The 17678-nt window shown below is 36.9% G+C and carries 17 protein-coding genes; 5 read left to right on the forward strand and 12 right to left on the reverse strand.

Annotated features, from left to right (window positions below; translation table 11 throughout):
* Positions 1-16: 16 nt before the first annotated feature.
* The 8 genes from hutG to DQM45_RS06740 form a co-directional block, all read right to left on the reverse strand.
* The gene (hutG, locus tag DQM45_RS06705; RefSeq protein WP_003083720.1) at positions 17-1021 is read right to left on the reverse strand and encodes a formimidoylglutamase; all 1005 of its coding nucleotides are present in this window, start codon (positions 1019-1021) and stop codon (positions 17-19) included.
* Between the two features lie 203 nt (positions 1022-1224).
* Positions 1225-2766 carry a histidine ammonia-lyase gene (gene hutH, locus DQM45_RS06710; RefSeq protein ID WP_003084027.1) on the reverse strand — a complete coding sequence of 514 codons (1542 nt, stop codon included), beginning with the start codon at positions 2764-2766 and terminating at the stop codon, positions 1225-1227.
* 19 nt (positions 2767-2785) lie between these two features.
* Positions 2786-4117: an APC family permease gene (locus DQM45_RS06715; protein WP_003085697.1), complete on the reverse strand. Its 1332-nt coding sequence runs from the start codon at positions 4115-4117 to the stop codon at positions 2786-2788.
* A 14-nt stretch (positions 4118-4131) separates the two neighbouring features.
* Complete coding sequence (locus DQM45_RS06720; RefSeq protein WP_003085425.1) at positions 4132-4755, reverse strand: HutD family protein; 624 nt, start codon at positions 4753-4755, stop codon at positions 4132-4134.
* Between the two features lie 10 nt (positions 4756-4765).
* Positions 4766-6439, reverse strand: coding sequence for a formate--tetrahydrofolate ligase (locus DQM45_RS06725; RefSeq protein WP_003083812.1), 1674 nt, complete (start codon positions 6437-6439; stop codon positions 4766-4768).
* Between the two features lie 13 nt (positions 6440-6452).
* Positions 6453-7079 carry a cyclodeaminase/cyclohydrolase family protein gene (locus DQM45_RS06730; RefSeq protein ID WP_003083088.1) on the reverse strand — a complete coding sequence of 209 codons (627 nt, stop codon included), beginning with the start codon at positions 7077-7079 and terminating at the stop codon, positions 6453-6455.
* Positions 7080-7093: 14 nt separating this feature from the next.
* On the reverse strand, positions 7094-7993 hold the full coding sequence (gene ftcD / locus DQM45_RS06735; RefSeq protein WP_003085098.1) for a glutamate formimidoyltransferase: 900 nt from the start codon (positions 7991-7993) through the stop codon (positions 7094-7096).
* Positions 7994-8115: 122 nt separating this feature from the next.
* On the reverse strand, positions 8116-10149 hold the full coding sequence (locus DQM45_RS06740) for a urocanate hydratase (protein ID WP_003084476.1): 2034 nt from the start codon (positions 10147-10149) through the stop codon (positions 8116-8118).
* A gap of 195 nt (positions 10150-10344) precedes the next feature.
* Between DQM45_RS06740 and hutI the strand changes: the two genes are divergently transcribed.
* Positions 10345-11610, forward strand: coding sequence for an imidazolonepropionase (hutI, locus tag DQM45_RS06745; RefSeq protein WP_003084260.1), 1266 nt, complete (start codon positions 10345-10347; stop codon positions 11608-11610).
* Positions 11611-11717: 107 nt separating this feature from the next.
* Here hutI and DQM45_RS06750 read toward each other — a convergent pair whose 3' ends face one another.
* Positions 11718-12752, reverse strand: coding sequence for an ammonium transporter (locus DQM45_RS06750; RefSeq protein WP_003085477.1), 1035 nt, complete (start codon positions 12750-12752; stop codon positions 11718-11720).
* 98 nt (positions 12753-12850) lie between these two features.
* Here DQM45_RS06750 and DQM45_RS06755 point away from each other — a divergent pair, with 98 nt between their 5' ends.
* Positions 12851-13978, forward strand: a complete 1128-nt coding sequence (locus tag DQM45_RS06755) for an NAD(P)/FAD-dependent oxidoreductase (protein ID WP_003083417.1) — start codon at positions 12851-12853, stop codon at positions 13976-13978.
* 61 nt (positions 13979-14039) lie between these two features.
* Entirely contained in the window at positions 14040-14174 is a 135-nt protein-coding gene (locus DQM45_RS10300) for a hypothetical protein (protein ID WP_003085313.1), read from the forward strand.
* A gap of 36 nt (positions 14175-14210) precedes the next feature.
* Here the strand turns inward: DQM45_RS10300 and DQM45_RS06760 are convergent, their stop codons facing one another.
* Positions 14211-14426, reverse strand: coding sequence for a YdbC family protein (locus DQM45_RS06760; protein WP_003084313.1), 216 nt, complete (start codon positions 14424-14426; stop codon positions 14211-14213).
* Between the two features lie 116 nt (positions 14427-14542).
* Here DQM45_RS06760 and DQM45_RS06765 point away from each other — a divergent pair, with 116 nt between their 5' ends.
* Positions 14543-14854: a hypothetical protein gene (locus tag DQM45_RS06765; protein WP_003085804.1), complete on the forward strand. Its 312-nt coding sequence runs from the start codon at positions 14543-14545 to the stop codon at positions 14852-14854.
* A gap of 62 nt (positions 14855-14916) precedes the next feature.
* Here DQM45_RS06765 and DQM45_RS06770 read toward each other — a convergent pair whose 3' ends face one another.
* Together DQM45_RS06770 and DQM45_RS06775 are read right to left on the reverse strand one after the other, a co-directional pair.
* Positions 14917-16203, reverse strand: coding sequence for a peptidase U32 family protein (locus DQM45_RS06770; RefSeq protein WP_111724856.1), 1287 nt, complete (start codon positions 16201-16203; stop codon positions 14917-14919).
* A 108-nt stretch (positions 16204-16311) separates the two neighbouring features.
* Positions 16312-17238 carry a peptidase U32 family protein gene (locus tag DQM45_RS06775; RefSeq protein ID WP_003085136.1) on the reverse strand — a complete coding sequence of 309 codons (927 nt, stop codon included), beginning with the start codon at positions 17236-17238 and terminating at the stop codon, positions 16312-16314.
* 154 nt (positions 17239-17392) lie between these two features.
* Between DQM45_RS06775 and DQM45_RS06780 the strand changes: the two genes are divergently transcribed.
* Positions 17393-17677: a DUF3270 domain-containing protein gene (locus DQM45_RS06780; RefSeq protein WP_003083292.1), complete on the forward strand. Its 285-nt coding sequence runs from the start codon at positions 17393-17395 to the stop codon at positions 17675-17677.
* Position 17678: the final 1 nt, after the last annotated feature.

A 17678-nucleotide genomic window follows, 5' to 3' on the forward strand; every position in this document is an offset into this window, starting at 1 on the left:
TAGATGTTTTTGTTTATTAATCCAAGGCCATCAAGGCATTTTGTGCTAAAATTTGTGTAATATAGAAGATAAAGGTTGCTGCTAAATGTGCCGTATGATTATCAATATCATGCGGAGGGGAAACTTCAACAATATCAAAACCAATTACTTTACCACTGGCTGCAATATGCTGTAGAAGAATCAAGGCTAGCTTAGGATCCAATCCTAGTGATTGAATAGCACTAACTCCTGGAGCATTTGCTGAGGAGAAACAATCCATATCAATAGTCAGATACAAATATTTTTGATCTGCTAAAAAAGAATCAATCTGATGACAAACCTCTTTATAGCCCATTTGGTAAATATCTTGACCTGTTAGAAATGATATTCCTTTTGATTTGGCCACAAAATCAAATAGAAAAAGATTATTATTATGTTCTTGTATTCCTAACACTAAATAGGGAAAGGTATGATTAAGAGTTAAGGCATAGTCAAACATTTGTCTAAAGCCAGTACCTGAGTTAGGTCCAGTTTGATCATAAGGTCTCAAATCAAAGTGAGCGTCAATATTAACAACAGCAAGCTGCTCCTTAGGGGCAATCGACGATTGCAGACCAAGATAATGACCGTAGGCCGTGCCGTGACCACCACCTAAGACAATAGGGAATATATTGAGTGCTTTCATACGCTTAATAGCTTTTGCTAAGCTTTCCTGCATTTGCTCTAATGAACGATTGGGAGCATCAATATCACCAACATCATAAAGCTGAACATTCTGACCAAAATGCCAAGGTAATTTAGCCAGTTGTTGCCTGATGGCATTTGGGCCTTCAACTGCTCCTACGCGTCCATGATTAATATAAACTCCTTTATCACTTTTAAAACCAATAATACCAAAATGTACTCCCTCAAAGGGCTTTAATGACCTATCATTTAGATCTAAAAATTGAATTAACATTCCCCATTTAGCATTATAAAGATTATCATCATCTATACTTCTCTGATAATAGCTATGCATTAATGGAAAATAATCAGTTAACATATCTACTCCTCTCATATCTCTATTTTAATGAAATAGAAACTGGAATAAATGAAAAGCATCCTTTTTGCTAGTTTTCTATTAGTTCCACTTCTGCTAACCAGTTATTCGAACCTAAAAAAGTAAGAGCTCAAAAACCTAGACATTATTAAACTCTTAACTTTATTCCATATATAATATCCTAATCTATTACAACCACCATCTCCTTAGTATTGAATTGACAGCTCTACTTGTGCTTCAATGGCTTCTAAGAAAGCATCCTCTTCGATAATTGCACTTGCTTTATTTAACTCATCATAAATTTCAATGTCTTTATCGTGTTCGATAAAGTTGACTTCTTTACGGAATAAATCGTAAGCAATCTGAGTACCTTTACCAAGTTTATGGTTTTCAGGTTTGAGATCAAGGGCTTGACAGGCTGCCATGATTTCAGTAGCCACAATACGACGTGAATTTTTAAGGATTTCACCAGCTTTCCGAGCAGCCGTTGTCCCCATGCTGACAAAATCTTCTTGATTTTCACAAGATGGGATAGAATCGACACTTGCTGGGTGTGCCAAAACCTTATTTTCAGAAGCAAGAGAGGCACAAGCATACTGAGTAATCATAAATCCTGAATTGAGACCTGGGTATTTGACAAGGAAGGACGGCAATTTGCTGAGTTGGCTGTTAACCAAACGTTCCACACGCCGTTCAGAAACATTTCCAATCTCAGAAATGGCAATACCTAAGAAGTCAAATGGCTGTGCCATTGGTTCTCCGTGGAAGTTACCTCCTGAAATAACGTGCCCATCTTTACAGATAATTGGGTTATCTGTGACAGAATTGATTTCAATGTCAACTTTGGATTTCACATAAGCAATGCTATCTTTGCTAGCCCCATGAATTTGCGGAATGCAACGTAAGGTGTAGGGGTCTTGCACACGTGATTGGGTGGCTACAGTTGTGTTTTTGCTGCCTTCTAGGAGATTTCTGATATTACGAGCTGTTGCCAACTGACCACTTTGTGGACGTATAGTGTGTAAATTTTCTTCAAATGGGCTAGTAATTCCGTTATGCACTTCAAGAGAAAGAGCACCAGCTAGGTCTGACAATTTCAATAATTGAATGGCATCATAGGTTGCAAGGGCACCAATACCAGTCAAAACAGTTGTTCCGTTGATAAGAGCTAAGCCCTCTTTGGCAGCTAAAGAAATCTTATCGATACCAGCTTTATCAAGAGCTTCTTGACTAGAAAGGAGTTCTCCCTTATAGTAAGCTTTACCCAAACCAAGCATAGGAAGTACCATATGAGCAAGTGGAGCTAAATCTCCTGAAGCTCCAAGTGAGCCTTTTTCAGGAATATAAGGGTGGACTCCTTTATTGAGTAGCTCTACTAGTTTCTCAATAGTGGACAGGCGTATACCTGAGTAGCCTTTAACTAGTGAATTGATACGGATAAGCATAATCGCACGCACAGCATCTTCTGGTAGTGGATCCCCAAAACCGCTAGCATGAGTACGAATCAGATTTTCTTGAAGTTGAATCGTATCCTCTGGTGAGATACTAACATTACAAAGTGAACCAAAGCCAGTTGTCACTCCGTAGACCACCCGTTTTTCACTGACAATATCATCAACAATTTTACGAGAGGCTTTAACATCTTGCTTTGCAGATTCTGCAATTTGACATTTTTCTCCTTTTCTTGCAATAGCTACCACATCGTCTAATGTTAAACTTTTTCCGTCTAAAATGATAGTTTTAGTCATAACTATACTCCTCATTGAATTACTCTACAATAGATTTCACATGTTTCTTGCGCCCATGCATAAAATAATAAACACTACTTGAAATAATTACCCCTATTAAGCCGTAGATGATATTCTTAGGATTGTCCCCAATAATCATTATTAAACTAATAACAACCGCTATAATTGGAATGATAGGGCCAAATGGAATTCGGAAAATAAGATTTGCATTGGGTTCCATTTTTCGAAGCTTAATAACTGCTAAAGCAGTAGGAATATACTGGAAGAAACGGAAAACAACACTTAAATTTGCCAAGGTTTGGAAAGTACCTGTAAGTAAGAGGACAATCGCTATACCACTTGAAATCATGATGGCAACAACAGGTGCTGCTTTTTGATTTTCTTTTGAAATTATTGTCGGCAATAATCCCTCATTTGCTATCGCAGCACCATAACGAGGAACCATGATGGACTCTCCCATATTTAGGCCTGTAATTGAAATTAGAGCACCAATAGAAACTAACCATGCCCCTGCAGGACCAATCATTTTGACAAAAGCATCTTGTACAGGCGCATTAGTATTCATAATTTCTGACCCAAGCATCGCAATTGTTCCACCAATAATCAACATGTAAAGGACTGAAACAATACTAATTGAGCCAAGTATTGCACGCGGAACATTTTTTTCTGGCTGACGCATTTCTCCTGCTACAATTGATAAGGTTTCAAATCCAATAAAACCGTAAAAAATATAAACAGCTGTCCCAGATATAGCACTAAACAAACTTTTATTATCTGCTAGCTGAACAAACGGGGTAAAGTTTGGTAGCCCTTTTTGCAAGAAAAAAATAGTACAGATTGAAAAGGCAACTATTGGAATCAATTTAGCAATCGTTGCAGTAATGGTTAAAAGCTTAGATGTCTTTAAACCGGCAATATTCATAAGAGAAAGAAAAATAACCAGACCTATTGAAAGAGGAACGTTCCAGCCTTCGAATGCAGGAAAGGTAATAATGAACATTTTAGCAAAACCCGCTGCCATAGCTGCCCAAGCAAAAATAGTAACGGCCCAGCCTAGAAAACCAACATTAAAGCCAATAAAATCGCCAAAAGCTCGTTTAGAATATTGGAAAGCACCGCCATTCTTCCCAAAATAACCAGAAACTTCTGCAAAACAAATAGCAAGCATTATAGTTAAGATTGCTGTTGCTAACATAACAGCAATTGAGGCGGGTCCTAAGCCTTTATAAATTTCTTGAGGTAAGAGAAAAATACCTGAGCCAATAACAGCATTGATACCATACAAGGTTGCACCGCTTAAGCTAAACTTAGCATCTTCTCTTTCTTGTTTCGTCATTTTATTTGAATCCATAATAATGCTCCTCCTTAAGAGCCTTTAATCATGTAACCCGAATCCTTTTTATAAGATAAACCCGCCCAAATTGCTATAACTTTTGAACACGGTTTTAAAGGTGATAATTCCAACTTGTTATGGGGTGATGGAGAGCCATTTTGTATGACTAGTAGATGATTAGTCTTAAGCAAATACGCTCGTTGACCATCAACTGTACAAGTCATATCACATAAAGTGTAGACCATTTGCGTAGTCATACTACTGCATATAGACCCCGTCGTTTTATGAACAGCCTCCATCTGTCCCAAATAGTTATCATTGTAAATTAAATTAATATCTGTGCATTGTCCATAACTCTTGATTTTGTCACAACCCTCAAAAGAAAAAGTTTCAAAGGGTTTAAGTTTCGTGATTTCATGTGTCTCTAGATTAAAAAGGCTCATTGACCTATCAAGAGTCATAATAAGTCTGTGGTAGCCCCTCAAGTCTGAGAAGTTTGTTTCTACTAATGAAACTGTTGCTGATGATAAGCGAAAATCGAAATTTTTTTCAAGGTATGAGCTGGTCTTAGGGAAAATATATAATTCTTTTGTTTTTCCCCCAGACCATTTAGAAACTGAATAGGATTGTGATTTTAGAATACTAATATCTTTCATAAACTCTATTTTAAAATAAACCAGTGATATTGCCTTGATCATCAATATCAATTTTTTCACTAGCTGGCTCTTTTGGTAAGCCAGGCATAGTCATCACAGCCCCAGTTAGAGCTACAATAAAACCTGCACCTGCTGAAACTTTAAGCTTTGAAATTGTAATTGTAAAATCTTTAGGCGCACCAAGCATTTTAGCATTATCCGAGAATGAATATTGAGTTTTAGCCATACAAATAGGATAAGAACCAAATCCCAGCCTTTCAAGTTCAGCCATCTCTTTCTTGGCAGTTGCGGTTAAGGAAATACCTTTCCCACCATAAATCTTTGTCACAATCTTAGTTAATTTTGTCTCTATGGAGTCATCTTCATGATATACAAAAGCGAATTGATTCTCTTTTTCTGAAAGTTCAACTACTTTTTCAGCTAATTCCCGGCCACCTACTCCGCCATTTGCCCAAACATCAGAAATCACAACTTCAACACCTCGTTTGTCGCAGGCATCATAGACAGCTTGCAATTCACCATCGGTATCAAGTGGAAACTTATTAATAGCAACAACAACAGGGAGCCCGTAGACCTCTTGAATGTTTTCTAAATGCTTGTCCAAGTTTGGTAGCCCTTTAAGAACTGCCTCAACATTTTCAGTTCCTAAATCTGCTTTTTGAACACCACCATGCATCTTCAATGCCCTAATTGTTGCCACAAGTACGACAGCTGAAGGACGGATACCTGATAAACGGCATTTAATATCAATAAATTTTTCAGCACCTAGATCAGCACCAAAGCCCGCTTCAGTTACCGTATAATCAGCATACTTCATGGCTAGTTTAGTCGCAAGAACACTATTACAGCCATGGGCGATATTAGCAAATGGGCCACCATGAATTAATGCAGGAGTATGTTCTAAAGTCTGTACGATATTAGGGTGAATGGCCTCTTTTAGTAAGGCAGCCATAGCTCCAGCAGCTTTTAAATCACCTGCTGTAACTGGTTCTCCCTTGTAGTCATAACCAATAATAATTTTTTCAAGACGCGCTTTTAAATCTGAGATAGATTCGGATAAACAAAGGATAGCCATAATTTCAGAGGCAACAGTAATATCATAGCCGTCTTCACGAGGAACACCATTAATTTTTCCTTGTAAGCCATTAACAATATGCCGCAACTGACGGTCATTCATATCTACAACACGTTTCCAGGTAATACGACGAGTGTCAATCCCTAAGCTATTGCCATGATGGATATGATTGTCAATTAAAGCTGCTAATAAATTATTTGCTGCACCAATAGCATGGAAGTCTCCTGTGAAATGTAAATTAATATCTTCCATTGGCACAACTTGAGCATGACCACCTCCAGCAGCACCACCTTTAATACCAAATACTGGGCCTAACGAAGGTTCACGCAAAGCAATAACTGCTTTTTTACCAATCTGAGAAAGTGCATCTACCAAGCCAACTGAGGTGGTGGTCTTTCCTTCACCAGCTGGTGTTGGTGAAATAGCTGTTACTAAAATCAGTTTCCCATCTTTTTTATCCTTCAAATCTTGTAACTGATGCGCATTAATTTTTGCCTTGTATTTACCATAAAGTGTGATATCATTCTCATCAATCCCTAAATTTTGAGCAACATCAACAATGGGTTTCATTTCAACTGAACTAGCAATTTCTATATCTGAAATAACCATGATGCCTCCTTTATTATAACAATTTCAATATATCTAAATAAATAGCATCAGCTAATTGACAACCTTTTTCTAAAAGTTCTTGTCCATTCTGACGATATTCTGTAACAAACGTCTCATCTCTAATCCCTGCTAGATTAATCAAAACGTTTAACCAAGCTCCTTGCAAAGCAGCCTTTAAATGTAATGCCGCTACACCCAAATCACTAGCAGCATTCGTATTTGACTTCCCTACTGCTTTTTTAGTGATTTCAAGTGCTTCAAAAATCTCTTGCATCATTGCAAAGGGTGATTTTGTAGCCTCTTTTAAAGCTTTTTGCATAGCCTCTCGTCTTTTAATTTTGTCATCTTCTGTTTCTTTAGGTAAAGCAAAAACAGCAGACACTAGGTTAAAGGCTTCAGTATCTTTATCAACAGCATCTAACAAGCTTTTTTGCAGATCGCTTGCTTCTTGATGAAGTTCTTTCATAAGATCTTGATGCTCCTCATATTTTTTCTTGCCAATGGTTAACTCACACACCATCTTTGTCAGAGAAATGCCATTAACTGCTGATAAAGCTGCAGCCGATCCTCCACCAGGAGCAGGTTTATCAGATCCTAGAACTTGAGCAAACTCAGTCAAGGTTAAATCAACTAATTTCATTGTTCCTATCCTTTCTAACCCAATAAATGATTTTCTAAAACTTGTTTGCTATAATCAAAATCCTCCACTTGGAGATAGTACTCTGCGACGTCAATGAGGGCTTTAGCTGGAGCAAGGCCGATAACCTCTGAGCCGATAATATTGACACCATACCGTCTTGCTTCAAATTTAATCGTTTCAAATGTTCTATAGAGGGAACATTTTTCAAAGTTGACCATATTCATAGAAACTTGAGCAATATGACGTTCTTCTAACATGACTCCAATAGCTTTACAATATTTATAACCTCCTCCAGAGCCTCGAATAATTTTAGCAATCTTATTTGCAATCTCAAGATTATCTGTATCTAAATTAACATTAAAAGCAACGAGGGGCATTCGCGCTCCTACGGCTGTTACACCTGCAGTCGGATGGATTTGTCTATCTCCAAAATCGGGAGCCCAATTCTCTTCCAAAAGTTTCTCTGGCATACCTTCAAATTGTCCTTTACGAACCTTTGCTAAATTTGTTCTTTCTGGGCAAGTAGCCGATGCTTCATACAAAAAGATAGGAATTTGTAACTCTTTATTAATTCTTTCAGCAACTTTTTTTGAAATGTCAACACATTCTTCTGTAGTAATATCTTTAATAGGCACAAAAGGCAAAACATCGGTTGCTCCCATTCGTGGATGTTCACCGTGATGTTTCGTCATATCAATATGTTCACTAGCATATTTTACAAGAAGAAAGGCCGCTTCTTGAATGGCTACTTCATCGCCAACTAATGTAAAAACACTGCGATTATGACTAGTATCAGAAGAATAGTCTAATAGGGTAACGCCAGGAACACTTTTTGCCGTTGCAACCAGACCATCAATAGTAGCCTGATTTCGACCTTCTGAAAAATTAGGGATACATTCAACAATTTTTGACATTTTCTTCTCCTTTAGATTTATGATTTTATAACACAAATTATGTTTGCGCTTACATTTTATTGTAACAAAGAAAAGCGAGGAATAAACGGAACAGTTACTTTCGTCAACTCCCCGCACAGGCATCAGTCATTAAACAATTGGGATACTGACTCTTTAACTAATTCTTCATCAGCTAAGTAAGGAATAGTAATATGATCTTTTCCTTCATTTAATTTGTTATACTCGATAGAGGTTTCTATAGCATGTTCATTTCGTGCCCAACTACGCCTTGCAACACCACCCATAGTATCCCAAGCGATAGCTGATTTAATAATATCATCAATTCTTTCACTACCATCAAGTACTAATCCAAAGCCACCATTAATTGCCTTGCCAATACCAGTTCCACCTCCATTATGGAGTGCTACTAAACTCATACCTCTAGCAGCATTTCCGGCATAGCATTGAACTGCCATATCAGCACAAATATTGGAACCATCTTTAATATTTGAAGTTTCACGGAAAGGTGAATCTGTCCCCGATACATCATGGTGGTCGCGACCAATCATGACAGGCCCAATTTTACCCTCGCGAATCAATTGATTAAACTTGAGAGCAATATTAACACGCCCCATACAATCTTGATATAAAATCCGAGCTTGGGTTCCTACTACTAATTGATTCTTTTCAGCGTCTCTAATCCAGTTGTAGTTATCACGGTCTTGATACCGTCTCTCAGGATTAATAACTTCCATTGCAGCATGGTCAGTTGCTACTAAATCCTCATGCTTACCACTTAGGCAGCACCAACGGAATGGTCCATAGCCATAATCAAATAGCATTGGCCCCATAATATCTTCGACGTATGATGGCCAAATAAAACCATCCTTATCATCAATACCATTTTTAGAAATTTCAGAAATACCTGAATCATAAACAGATTTCATAAAAGCATTTCCATAATCAAAGAAATAAGTTCCTTTTGAGGTTAATGCTTTAATGGCATTGAAATGACGTTCTAGAGTTTTGTCAACTAATTGATGGAACTTATCTTTATCATCAGCCAACAGTTGTGTACGTTCATCAAATGTCATCCCCACTGGGCAATAACCGCCATCATATACATTATGACACGAAGTTTGATCTGAGAGAAGGTCAACTTGAATATTATTTTCATTCACATATTCTAAAAGATCAACAATATTGCCATGATATGCAATTGATGTTGAGTTTTTAGCCTGTTGAGCTTGTTGAGCTAAAGCAACTGCTTCTTCAGCCGTTTCGGCAACTTGACTAATCCATCCTTGAGAGTGACGTGTTTCAATACGAGAGGCATCAACCTCAGCAATGATAGCAACAGCCTTAGCAATTTCAGCGGCTTTTCCTTGTGCGCCACTCATGCCACCTAATCCTGAAGATATGAACAATTTGCCTTCTAAATTACCATCATCAGGAATTCCAAGTTTTAAGCGTCCAGCATTTAATAAAGTGTTAAACGTTCCATGAACAATCCCTTGCGGGCCAATATACATCCAACCACCTGCGGTCATTTGACCATAGTTAGTAACACCCATTTCTTCAGCAATTTCCCAGTCCTTCATGTTATCATATTCCCCTACCAATAAACCATTGGTTATGATAACACGCGGAGCTTCTGGTTTCGACTTGAAAAGCCCTAAAGGGTGGCCCGATTCAACGACTAGAGTTTGTTCTTCTGTCATTATTTCGAGGTACTTCTTAATCAAGTTATACTGCATCCAGTTGGCACAAACAGAGCCTGTTTCCCCATAGGTTACCAATTCATAAGGATATAAGGCAATTTCAAAACTTAGGTTATTGTCAATCATAACCTGCATAGCCTTAGCTGCTGTGCAATTTCCCTTATAGTCATCAATAGGTTTTCCATAAATTCTTTCTTTTGGTCGCCAACGATACCCATAAATCCGCCCTCTAGTTTTTAGTTCTTCTAAAAATTCTGGAATAATTTCTTTATGAAATTTTGGTGGAATATACCGCAAGGCATTTTTTAGTGCAATTTCTGTCTGTTTTTGACTTAAGCGAAATCCCCGATTTGGTGCCCGCCTGATTCCTTCTTGAAAGACAGTTTTTTCAGGTAAAACATCATCTAATTTTACCGTCATAGCTGTGGCAATATCAGCTTCACTATAAAAAGTCATCGTAAACCTCCTTATGTCTTTTGACCATTGTTTATTTTCACACTTAGTTTAAAGAAGAGCCGTCGATTTTTAGTCTAGTTTTTTGAAAATAGCTATATTTTTTAAAATAAAGGCTGAAAACCTATTTTTTGACTAAAATTTGACGTTTTTGAACTATGATTTAGATGAATCCATTAGTGAAAAGGAGAAAATATTATGATTGCTGATGCCATATTGACCCATTTTAACCAAGTATTCTGCCCAAATGACCTAGGTCATCCCCTTTCGGGACATGAAATGAAAAAAGCAGAAATTATTGAAGACGCCTATATTGCTATTAAAGATGGCAAAATTCTAGCAGTCGGCAAAGGGAAACCTGAACAAAAGTTAATAGGAAAAAATACCAAAATTAAATCCTACGAAGGAAAGATTGCTACACCAGGTCTCATTGATTGTCATACTCATCTTGTATATGGAGGTAGCCGAGAGCACGAATTTGCTCAAAAATTAAATGGTGTCCCTTATCTTGACATCTTAGCTCAAGGAGGAGGAATCCTTAGTACAGTAACTTCGACACGCAAGGCTTCCTTTGAAGAACTTTACGATAAATCAAAAAGGCTCTTAGATTATATGTTACTTCATGGTGTGACATCCGTTGAAGCTAAGAGTGGCTACGGATTAGAATGGGAAACCGAAAAACGGCAATTAGAAGTTGTCAAAGCTCTAGATAAACAACACCAAATCGATTTGGTTTCAACCTTTATGGCTGCACATGCAATCCCAAGCGAGTACAAAAATCACCCCTATGACTATCTGAAGTTGATTGTTGAGACAATGCTTCCAATTGTCAAAGCGAATGACCTTGCCGAATTCTGTGATATTTTTTGTGAAAAAGGAGTTTTTACAGCTGAAGAATCCTCTTATCTTCTCTCAAAAGCTAAAGAATTAGGTTTCCAATTAAGAATTCACGCTGATGAAATTGAATCTATTGGAGGTGTCGATGTAGCTGCCGAGCTAAATGCAACCAGTGCGGAACATCTTATGATGATTACTGACACAGGAATTGACAAATTAGCAAAAGCAAATGTTATTGGTAACTTACTCCCTGCTACCACCTTTAGTTTAATGGAGGATACTTATGCTCCAGCTCGTAAAATGATTGACAAAGGGATGGCAATTACCTTGTCCACTGATAGCAATCCAGGATCTTGTCCTACAGCTAATATGCAGTTTATCATGCAACTTGGATGCTTTATGATGCGATTAACACCTATTGAAGTATTGAATGCCGTTACAATCAATGCCGCCTATGCTATTAGAAGACAGACTACGGTTGGCTCATTTGAAAAGGGCAAATTAGCAGATATTGCCATATTTGATGCACCAAATATAGATTATCTGTGTTACTTTTTTGCAACAAACCTTATTGATCAGGTTTACAAAAATGGCCGTTGCGTTGTCAAAAATGGTCATATCCAATAAACTAAACTATATACCTATCCACTTATCATTTATTGGTATAGCTGGATGTATTCTAAAGGCCAGAGTTAGTATATCTAACTCTGGCCTTTTCATTAATTAAAATCTTATCACTTCAATTTATTACCAGAGTGCAATAACCTTACTATAAGATAAGTTCCTGCTACAGACAATAAAATAGTGATAACTAGTGATAACAGTTGAGGAAGTAAGCTCCTAACATCGAAACAGATAACACCTAAACTTCCTAAGAAGCCTCCTACCCCATTCATAGCAAAAGAATCTACCACATCATCTACATCGAGGTATTTTACGATAAAAAAGGATAATGCATAGGTTCCAAAAGAAGCAAAAAAGCAAATAAAAACCAGCTGTAAAGGAGAAACAAACCCCACACCTGCAGTACTAGTCACCAAGCCTACCACTGTACCATTTAATAAAACTGGTAAAGTGTGTTTTCGTTCTAAGATATATTCTGCAATACTAAAGGAAATACCCCCAGAAATAATAGCTAGAAAGGTATTGAGTATGGCTGTAGCTGCAAGGTGATTAAACTCTCCTGCTGGGCCTGCGTTAAAGCCAAACCAACCAAAAGTAACTAGTAAGACACCTAGAAATAGCCATTTTACTTGAATCTCTTGAGGATGTTGATATGGTGTCTTACCAACTTGCTTTGCAAGAATCAAGCTGGAAAGACCAGCTGAGAGATGGACAACCATCCCTCCTGAAAAGTCTCTAACCCCTATACTAGCTAGAAAACCATCGGAATTCCAAATTAAAAAAGCTAAGGGACAGTAAACCAAAAGCATCCATAAAATAGCAACCTTCAATAATAAGGAGGTCGACATACGATCAATAACTGAGCCAATTAACATAACTATGGCATACAAACAAAAACAAAGCTGAAATAATAGGTCCAAAATACTATTAAAGTTTATAGGGTGTGAAAAAAATGGAGACCATAACGTCCCCTTAAAGGTTAAACCGAATGCAAATAAAATCCACACAAATGAAGAAACTAAAACAATAAGTTGAAATCGATAAATAATCGAGGAACTTAATTCTGGACTCAAACTTGACACATATATCAGTGCCACACCAAAAATCATCAACCACATCACTAATATACAAACTAATAAAAACATGTCATTGCTTCCTTTACAAAAAAAATAGAATTTGTTACACTATTTTAGTTAACTGGTTAAGTATAATACTTCAGACCTAAGCTTGTCAAGGAGGAAAAATGAAAAACTATCGTATCATAATTATTGGAGCTGGGGCTTCTGGAATTGGTTTTGGAGCTTGCCTTAAAAAGGTCGGCATTGATGATTTTTTGATTTTAGAAAAAGGTGTCATTGGAGACAGTTTTTTAAAATGGCCAACCACAACTCAGTTTATTACTCCCTCTTTTACCACTAATGGATTTGGCTTCCCCGATTTAAATGCTGTTGTCCCTGACACATCACCAGCATTTTCATTTGAAAAAGAACACCTTTCTGGAAAAGAGTATGCCCACTACCTACAATTAGTTGCATCTCACTATCACTTGCCCATAAGGCTTCAAAGTCATGTTCGAAATATCGAAAAATCTCAAGGAATTTTTATTGTTGAAACGCAAAAAGAAAAACTGACTGCCAACTATCTAATCGTTGCTACTGGTGAGTTTCAAAATCCTAATAAAAGTTCAATAAAAGGAGCGGACTTAGGAATGCATTATGGGGAGATTGATAATTTCCATGTAACCTCTGAAGAACCTTTTATTATAATAGGGGGCAATGAAAGCGCCTGTGACGCCCTAACACACTTAGCATATCGAGGTAACCATGTTCACCTCTTTACTGATAGCTTGGGGCAAAAGGAAGATAACCCTGATCCTAGTATTTCATTGTCTCCAATTACTAAGGAGAGATTAAAGCATATCCAATCAAATCCTCAATATAACATTAAGATAAACGAAAAGAAGAAAGCCATTGCAATAGAGCAAATCGACGGCTATTACCATGTTAACTTTTCAGATGGCACCTATGCCAAAAGTAAACATAAGCCTATATTAGCAACTGGTTTTCTCAACGCTTGTCACCGTATTGACGGCCATCACCTTTTCAACTATGATGAGCACCAACTCCCAATGGTTACAGAAAATGATGAATCGACCATACTAACCAACTGTTTTTTAATAGGACCAAGCTTACGCCAAAGAGACACAATTTTTTGTTACATTTACAAATTTCGCCAACGCTTCTTGCCAATAATCTGTGAGATAGCTAAACGTGAAAAAATCAATTTAGATGAAGATTCACTTTCTTTGTATAAAGAAAATCAAATGTTTTTAACTGATTTGGATTGTTGCGATGTTAACTGTGACTGCTAAGGAAACCTTAACATAATTATGTTACAATAAGATCATATTGTAATTGTCATAAGGAGAAAACATGAAAAAAGCCTACATTTCATATCTATCTGCAGCAATCTTTATCCTTTACGGATACTTCTATCATAAATGGATATTTTTAGGAGTCGGTGCGGTAATTTTTCTTATCGGATTGGCGGATCATTTAAAAAAATAAGGCCTTTCGGCCTTATTTTAGATTAGAAAAAAGTTACTAGGACTCCTTAAAAGCTTTAACTAATTGGTTGAACTCTTCATTGCTGAGTGTGATCCCTTTACCCATTTTAGTATGATCTGGACTCCAAGAACGGATATCCCATTTAGGCTCTGCACCATTAAAGGAGACTCGATTTAATTCTTTTGTCCAACCTTTATCTGTTTCAGATAGCGTTAGTAAATGTTCTTCTATTTTAAATGTAAATTCTGCCATTTTTATTCCTCCCATTTTATTATTCGAAAAAACCTAAAATGTATTTTCTTTTAAATTTTTCCTATTTAGGGTAAAATACTATAAAATCATTTTATCAATAAAAAAGGAATTTAGCTATGAAATCATTTTTAATGCTTCTTAAATCTATTCTTATCGATTTTATAGATAACAAGCCACAAAATAAACACTCTATTTCACTACACTCTAACCACCTAATCACTGCTATCAACAATGCGCTTCAAGAACAAGCACCCATTCATATTATTAGTCATGAAAAAAGTGTCACTGGAACCTTAATAAAATATGACAAATTAGAGGGTCAAGTTATCCTTAATGATAGCCAGAACAATCTAACTTCTATCATCCCTTTAAATGAGATTGAAAAAGTAACTCTGCTACCTAGAACTTCAATCAACAATAATCATTAAAAGGCAATGCCTTCTTTAAAAACCAGTCTGTTAGTTTTTAAAGAAGGCATTCTATTTTTTTATTACGCTCTCACAGTTTGGCTACTACCGTCTTTCTGATAAAGATTGACTAGGCCCTCTTTACACGCTCTTATCATATCACCAGCTTTAACAGCTTGAGGTAAACTGATTGTTAAAAGCGCCATTGGGTTAGGTGCACGATCAATCTTATGACCTTCTTCATCATGTAAATTTTTAACAATAGTTTCAAAATGGCGGAAGCCTGGTCCATAAAACTCAATCTTATCACCCTCGTTGATAACATTTCGCTGACGTATAGTCGCTGTCATTGTTGTCTCGTCAAATGAAACAACTTCACCAACAAACTTATATTGTGGGATTTTACGACGAGCTCCAAATAGTTGCTCATTTTCTGTTGGGATACCATAATAAAAACCAGTCGCTAATTCTCTTTGGGCAACCTTCCAGAGCTCATCAACTAACTCTTCTTTGATTGCATAAAATGCTTCAGGACTTTCCATATAAGCATCTACCGCAGCTTTATAGCAGTTTGTGACTGTTGATACATAATGGATAGACTTCATCCTTCCCTCAATTTTAAGGCTGTCGACCCCATTTTCGATCAAGTCTGGTATATGGTCGATCATACACATGTCTACAGAAGACATGGAATACTCCTCTGGGATTTCGCCCTTTAAAGAACGCCGTTCCGAACCAAAAGGCATATCATAAAGATCATACTTCCAACGACAGGACTGTGAGCAACCGCCACGATTAGCATCACGATGACTCATGTGATTAGAAAGGACACAGCGTCCTGAATAAGAAATACACATTGCTCCGTGGACAAAAGCTTCGATTTCTACTTCGGTTCTTTTACGGATTTCAGCTAATTCAGCCATATTGACTTCACGGGCCAAGACCACTCGGGTCAAGCCCATTTCTTTCCAAAATTCAAAGGTTTCGTAATTAGTCGATGATGCCTGGGTGGATAAATGAATTTCTAACCCTGGAGCTTCCGTCGAACAAATAAGGATAAGTGCCGGGTCAGAAACAATTACAGCATCTAAACCCATATCACGAAGTTGGCGAAACCATTCTCCAGCCCCTTTTTCATTTCCTTCGTGGGTAACCATATTAGCAGCTACATAGACTTTAGCATGACGAGCATGTGCGTAATCAATACCTTCTTGTAATTCTTCCATGGAAAAATTACCTGCTCGACTACGTAAGCCATAAGCTTGCCCCCCAACAAAAACAGCATCTGCACCGTAATCAATAGCAACTTTTAATTTTTCAAGCGTCCCAGCAGGTGACAAAACCTCTGGTCTTTTCTTCAATTGTGTCATCATTTATTCTTTCTATTTTCAAGATAGTTAGATAAAATCTAAAAGGATTCAAGCATCATTTCTTCAAGCCCTGAAATAGCAAAACTCACTCTTAAAGAAATCAGGCAGTTATTTGACCAGTTTAGGATCAAAGTCATAAAAACCAGTATCTAAGCCACGCCCTTTTGGATGTAAAGCTTTCACCTTTTGATCCAATAGCTCTGCCTTTTCAAGGCTCCATTGCTTAGTCTCTAATAAGTTTTTAGCTTCAATAAATAAGCGACAAATAGCGACAAAGTCTGAACCAGGACAATAAATACCATCTAACTTCCAATGTCTTAAGCGATGCTCATATAGCTGGTCAAGCTTGGTCATCATATCAATGTCATTGTTCATAAAAATATGTGTCCCATGTTTATCCTGATAGATGGAATAATGACTATCATGATCACTAGGTTCAGCAAGAAATAGGCCACGTTGCCTTGTAACTTCATCATCAATATGTGTGAAGTTATAATAATTTTCTAAAAGTGGACGTTTCGAATGGTGGATAACAGATGCGCCATAAACCAATACTTCGGCAGGATATTCAAGATTGGCTGCTAAGGTAAAGAGCTCCTCAGATGGGATTTCACGAGCTAAGACTGTCTCTACGGCACCATGTTCCCCCCAAAAATTAACTTGTCGACTAGAAGTCACAAACACTGATGTATCATAAATCAATTTAAAATTGTAACCATCTCGTTTGTTCACATAAAAGAGCCCAGCATCACCTACAACAAGGTAATCCACTTGAATTTCCTTCATTAAATCTAAAAATGGCTTGATTTGATCCATCATATCCTGATGCATCAAAGCATTACAAGCGACTGTCAATTCTTTGCCCGCCTCGTGGACTAATTGCGCAATTTGTCGAATTTGATCTTCTGAAAAATTATAAGGTAAACGTAAACCGTAATTTTCCTCACCAATATAAATTCGATCTACACCAATTTCTAGAAGTTCTTCAACTTGTTCAATACTCTCAGCTGTTGCTGTAATGATTATTTTTTCCATAGGAATTAATTATACCAAATTTAGAGAAAATTGGAGCATATTTCTTGTCTAAAATGAGATATTGTGCTTAATTTTGCAAATTTTTTAAATTCTAGTGACAAAAATCTTTTTTTATGTTAAAATGACTTAGTATCTCAGAGGAAAGGAGAGGACTATGCCATCACCATTAAAAAAGCAAGATGAATTTGATTATCTCAATCAAGAAATTGATTCAGAACCCAAATTTCAAGATTTTCAAAACCTTAGTAGTCAGAAAACAAAACTAGATGAACTTTTGTTTTTTGCTCGTATTGCATTTTTTAGTATGGTTACTGTTTTTTTTGCATTTGTCCTACTCGCTATGCATTTAGCTCCTTTATGGGCTTTCTTATTCTCTAGCTTACTTAGCTACGGAACTACTCTAGCAATTTCAAAAATAATACATTCATTTTTGTCATAAA

This window comes from Streptococcus porcinus, assembly GCF_900475415.1.
GTDB lineage: Bacteria > Bacillota > Bacilli > Lactobacillales > Streptococcaceae > Streptococcus > Streptococcus porcinus.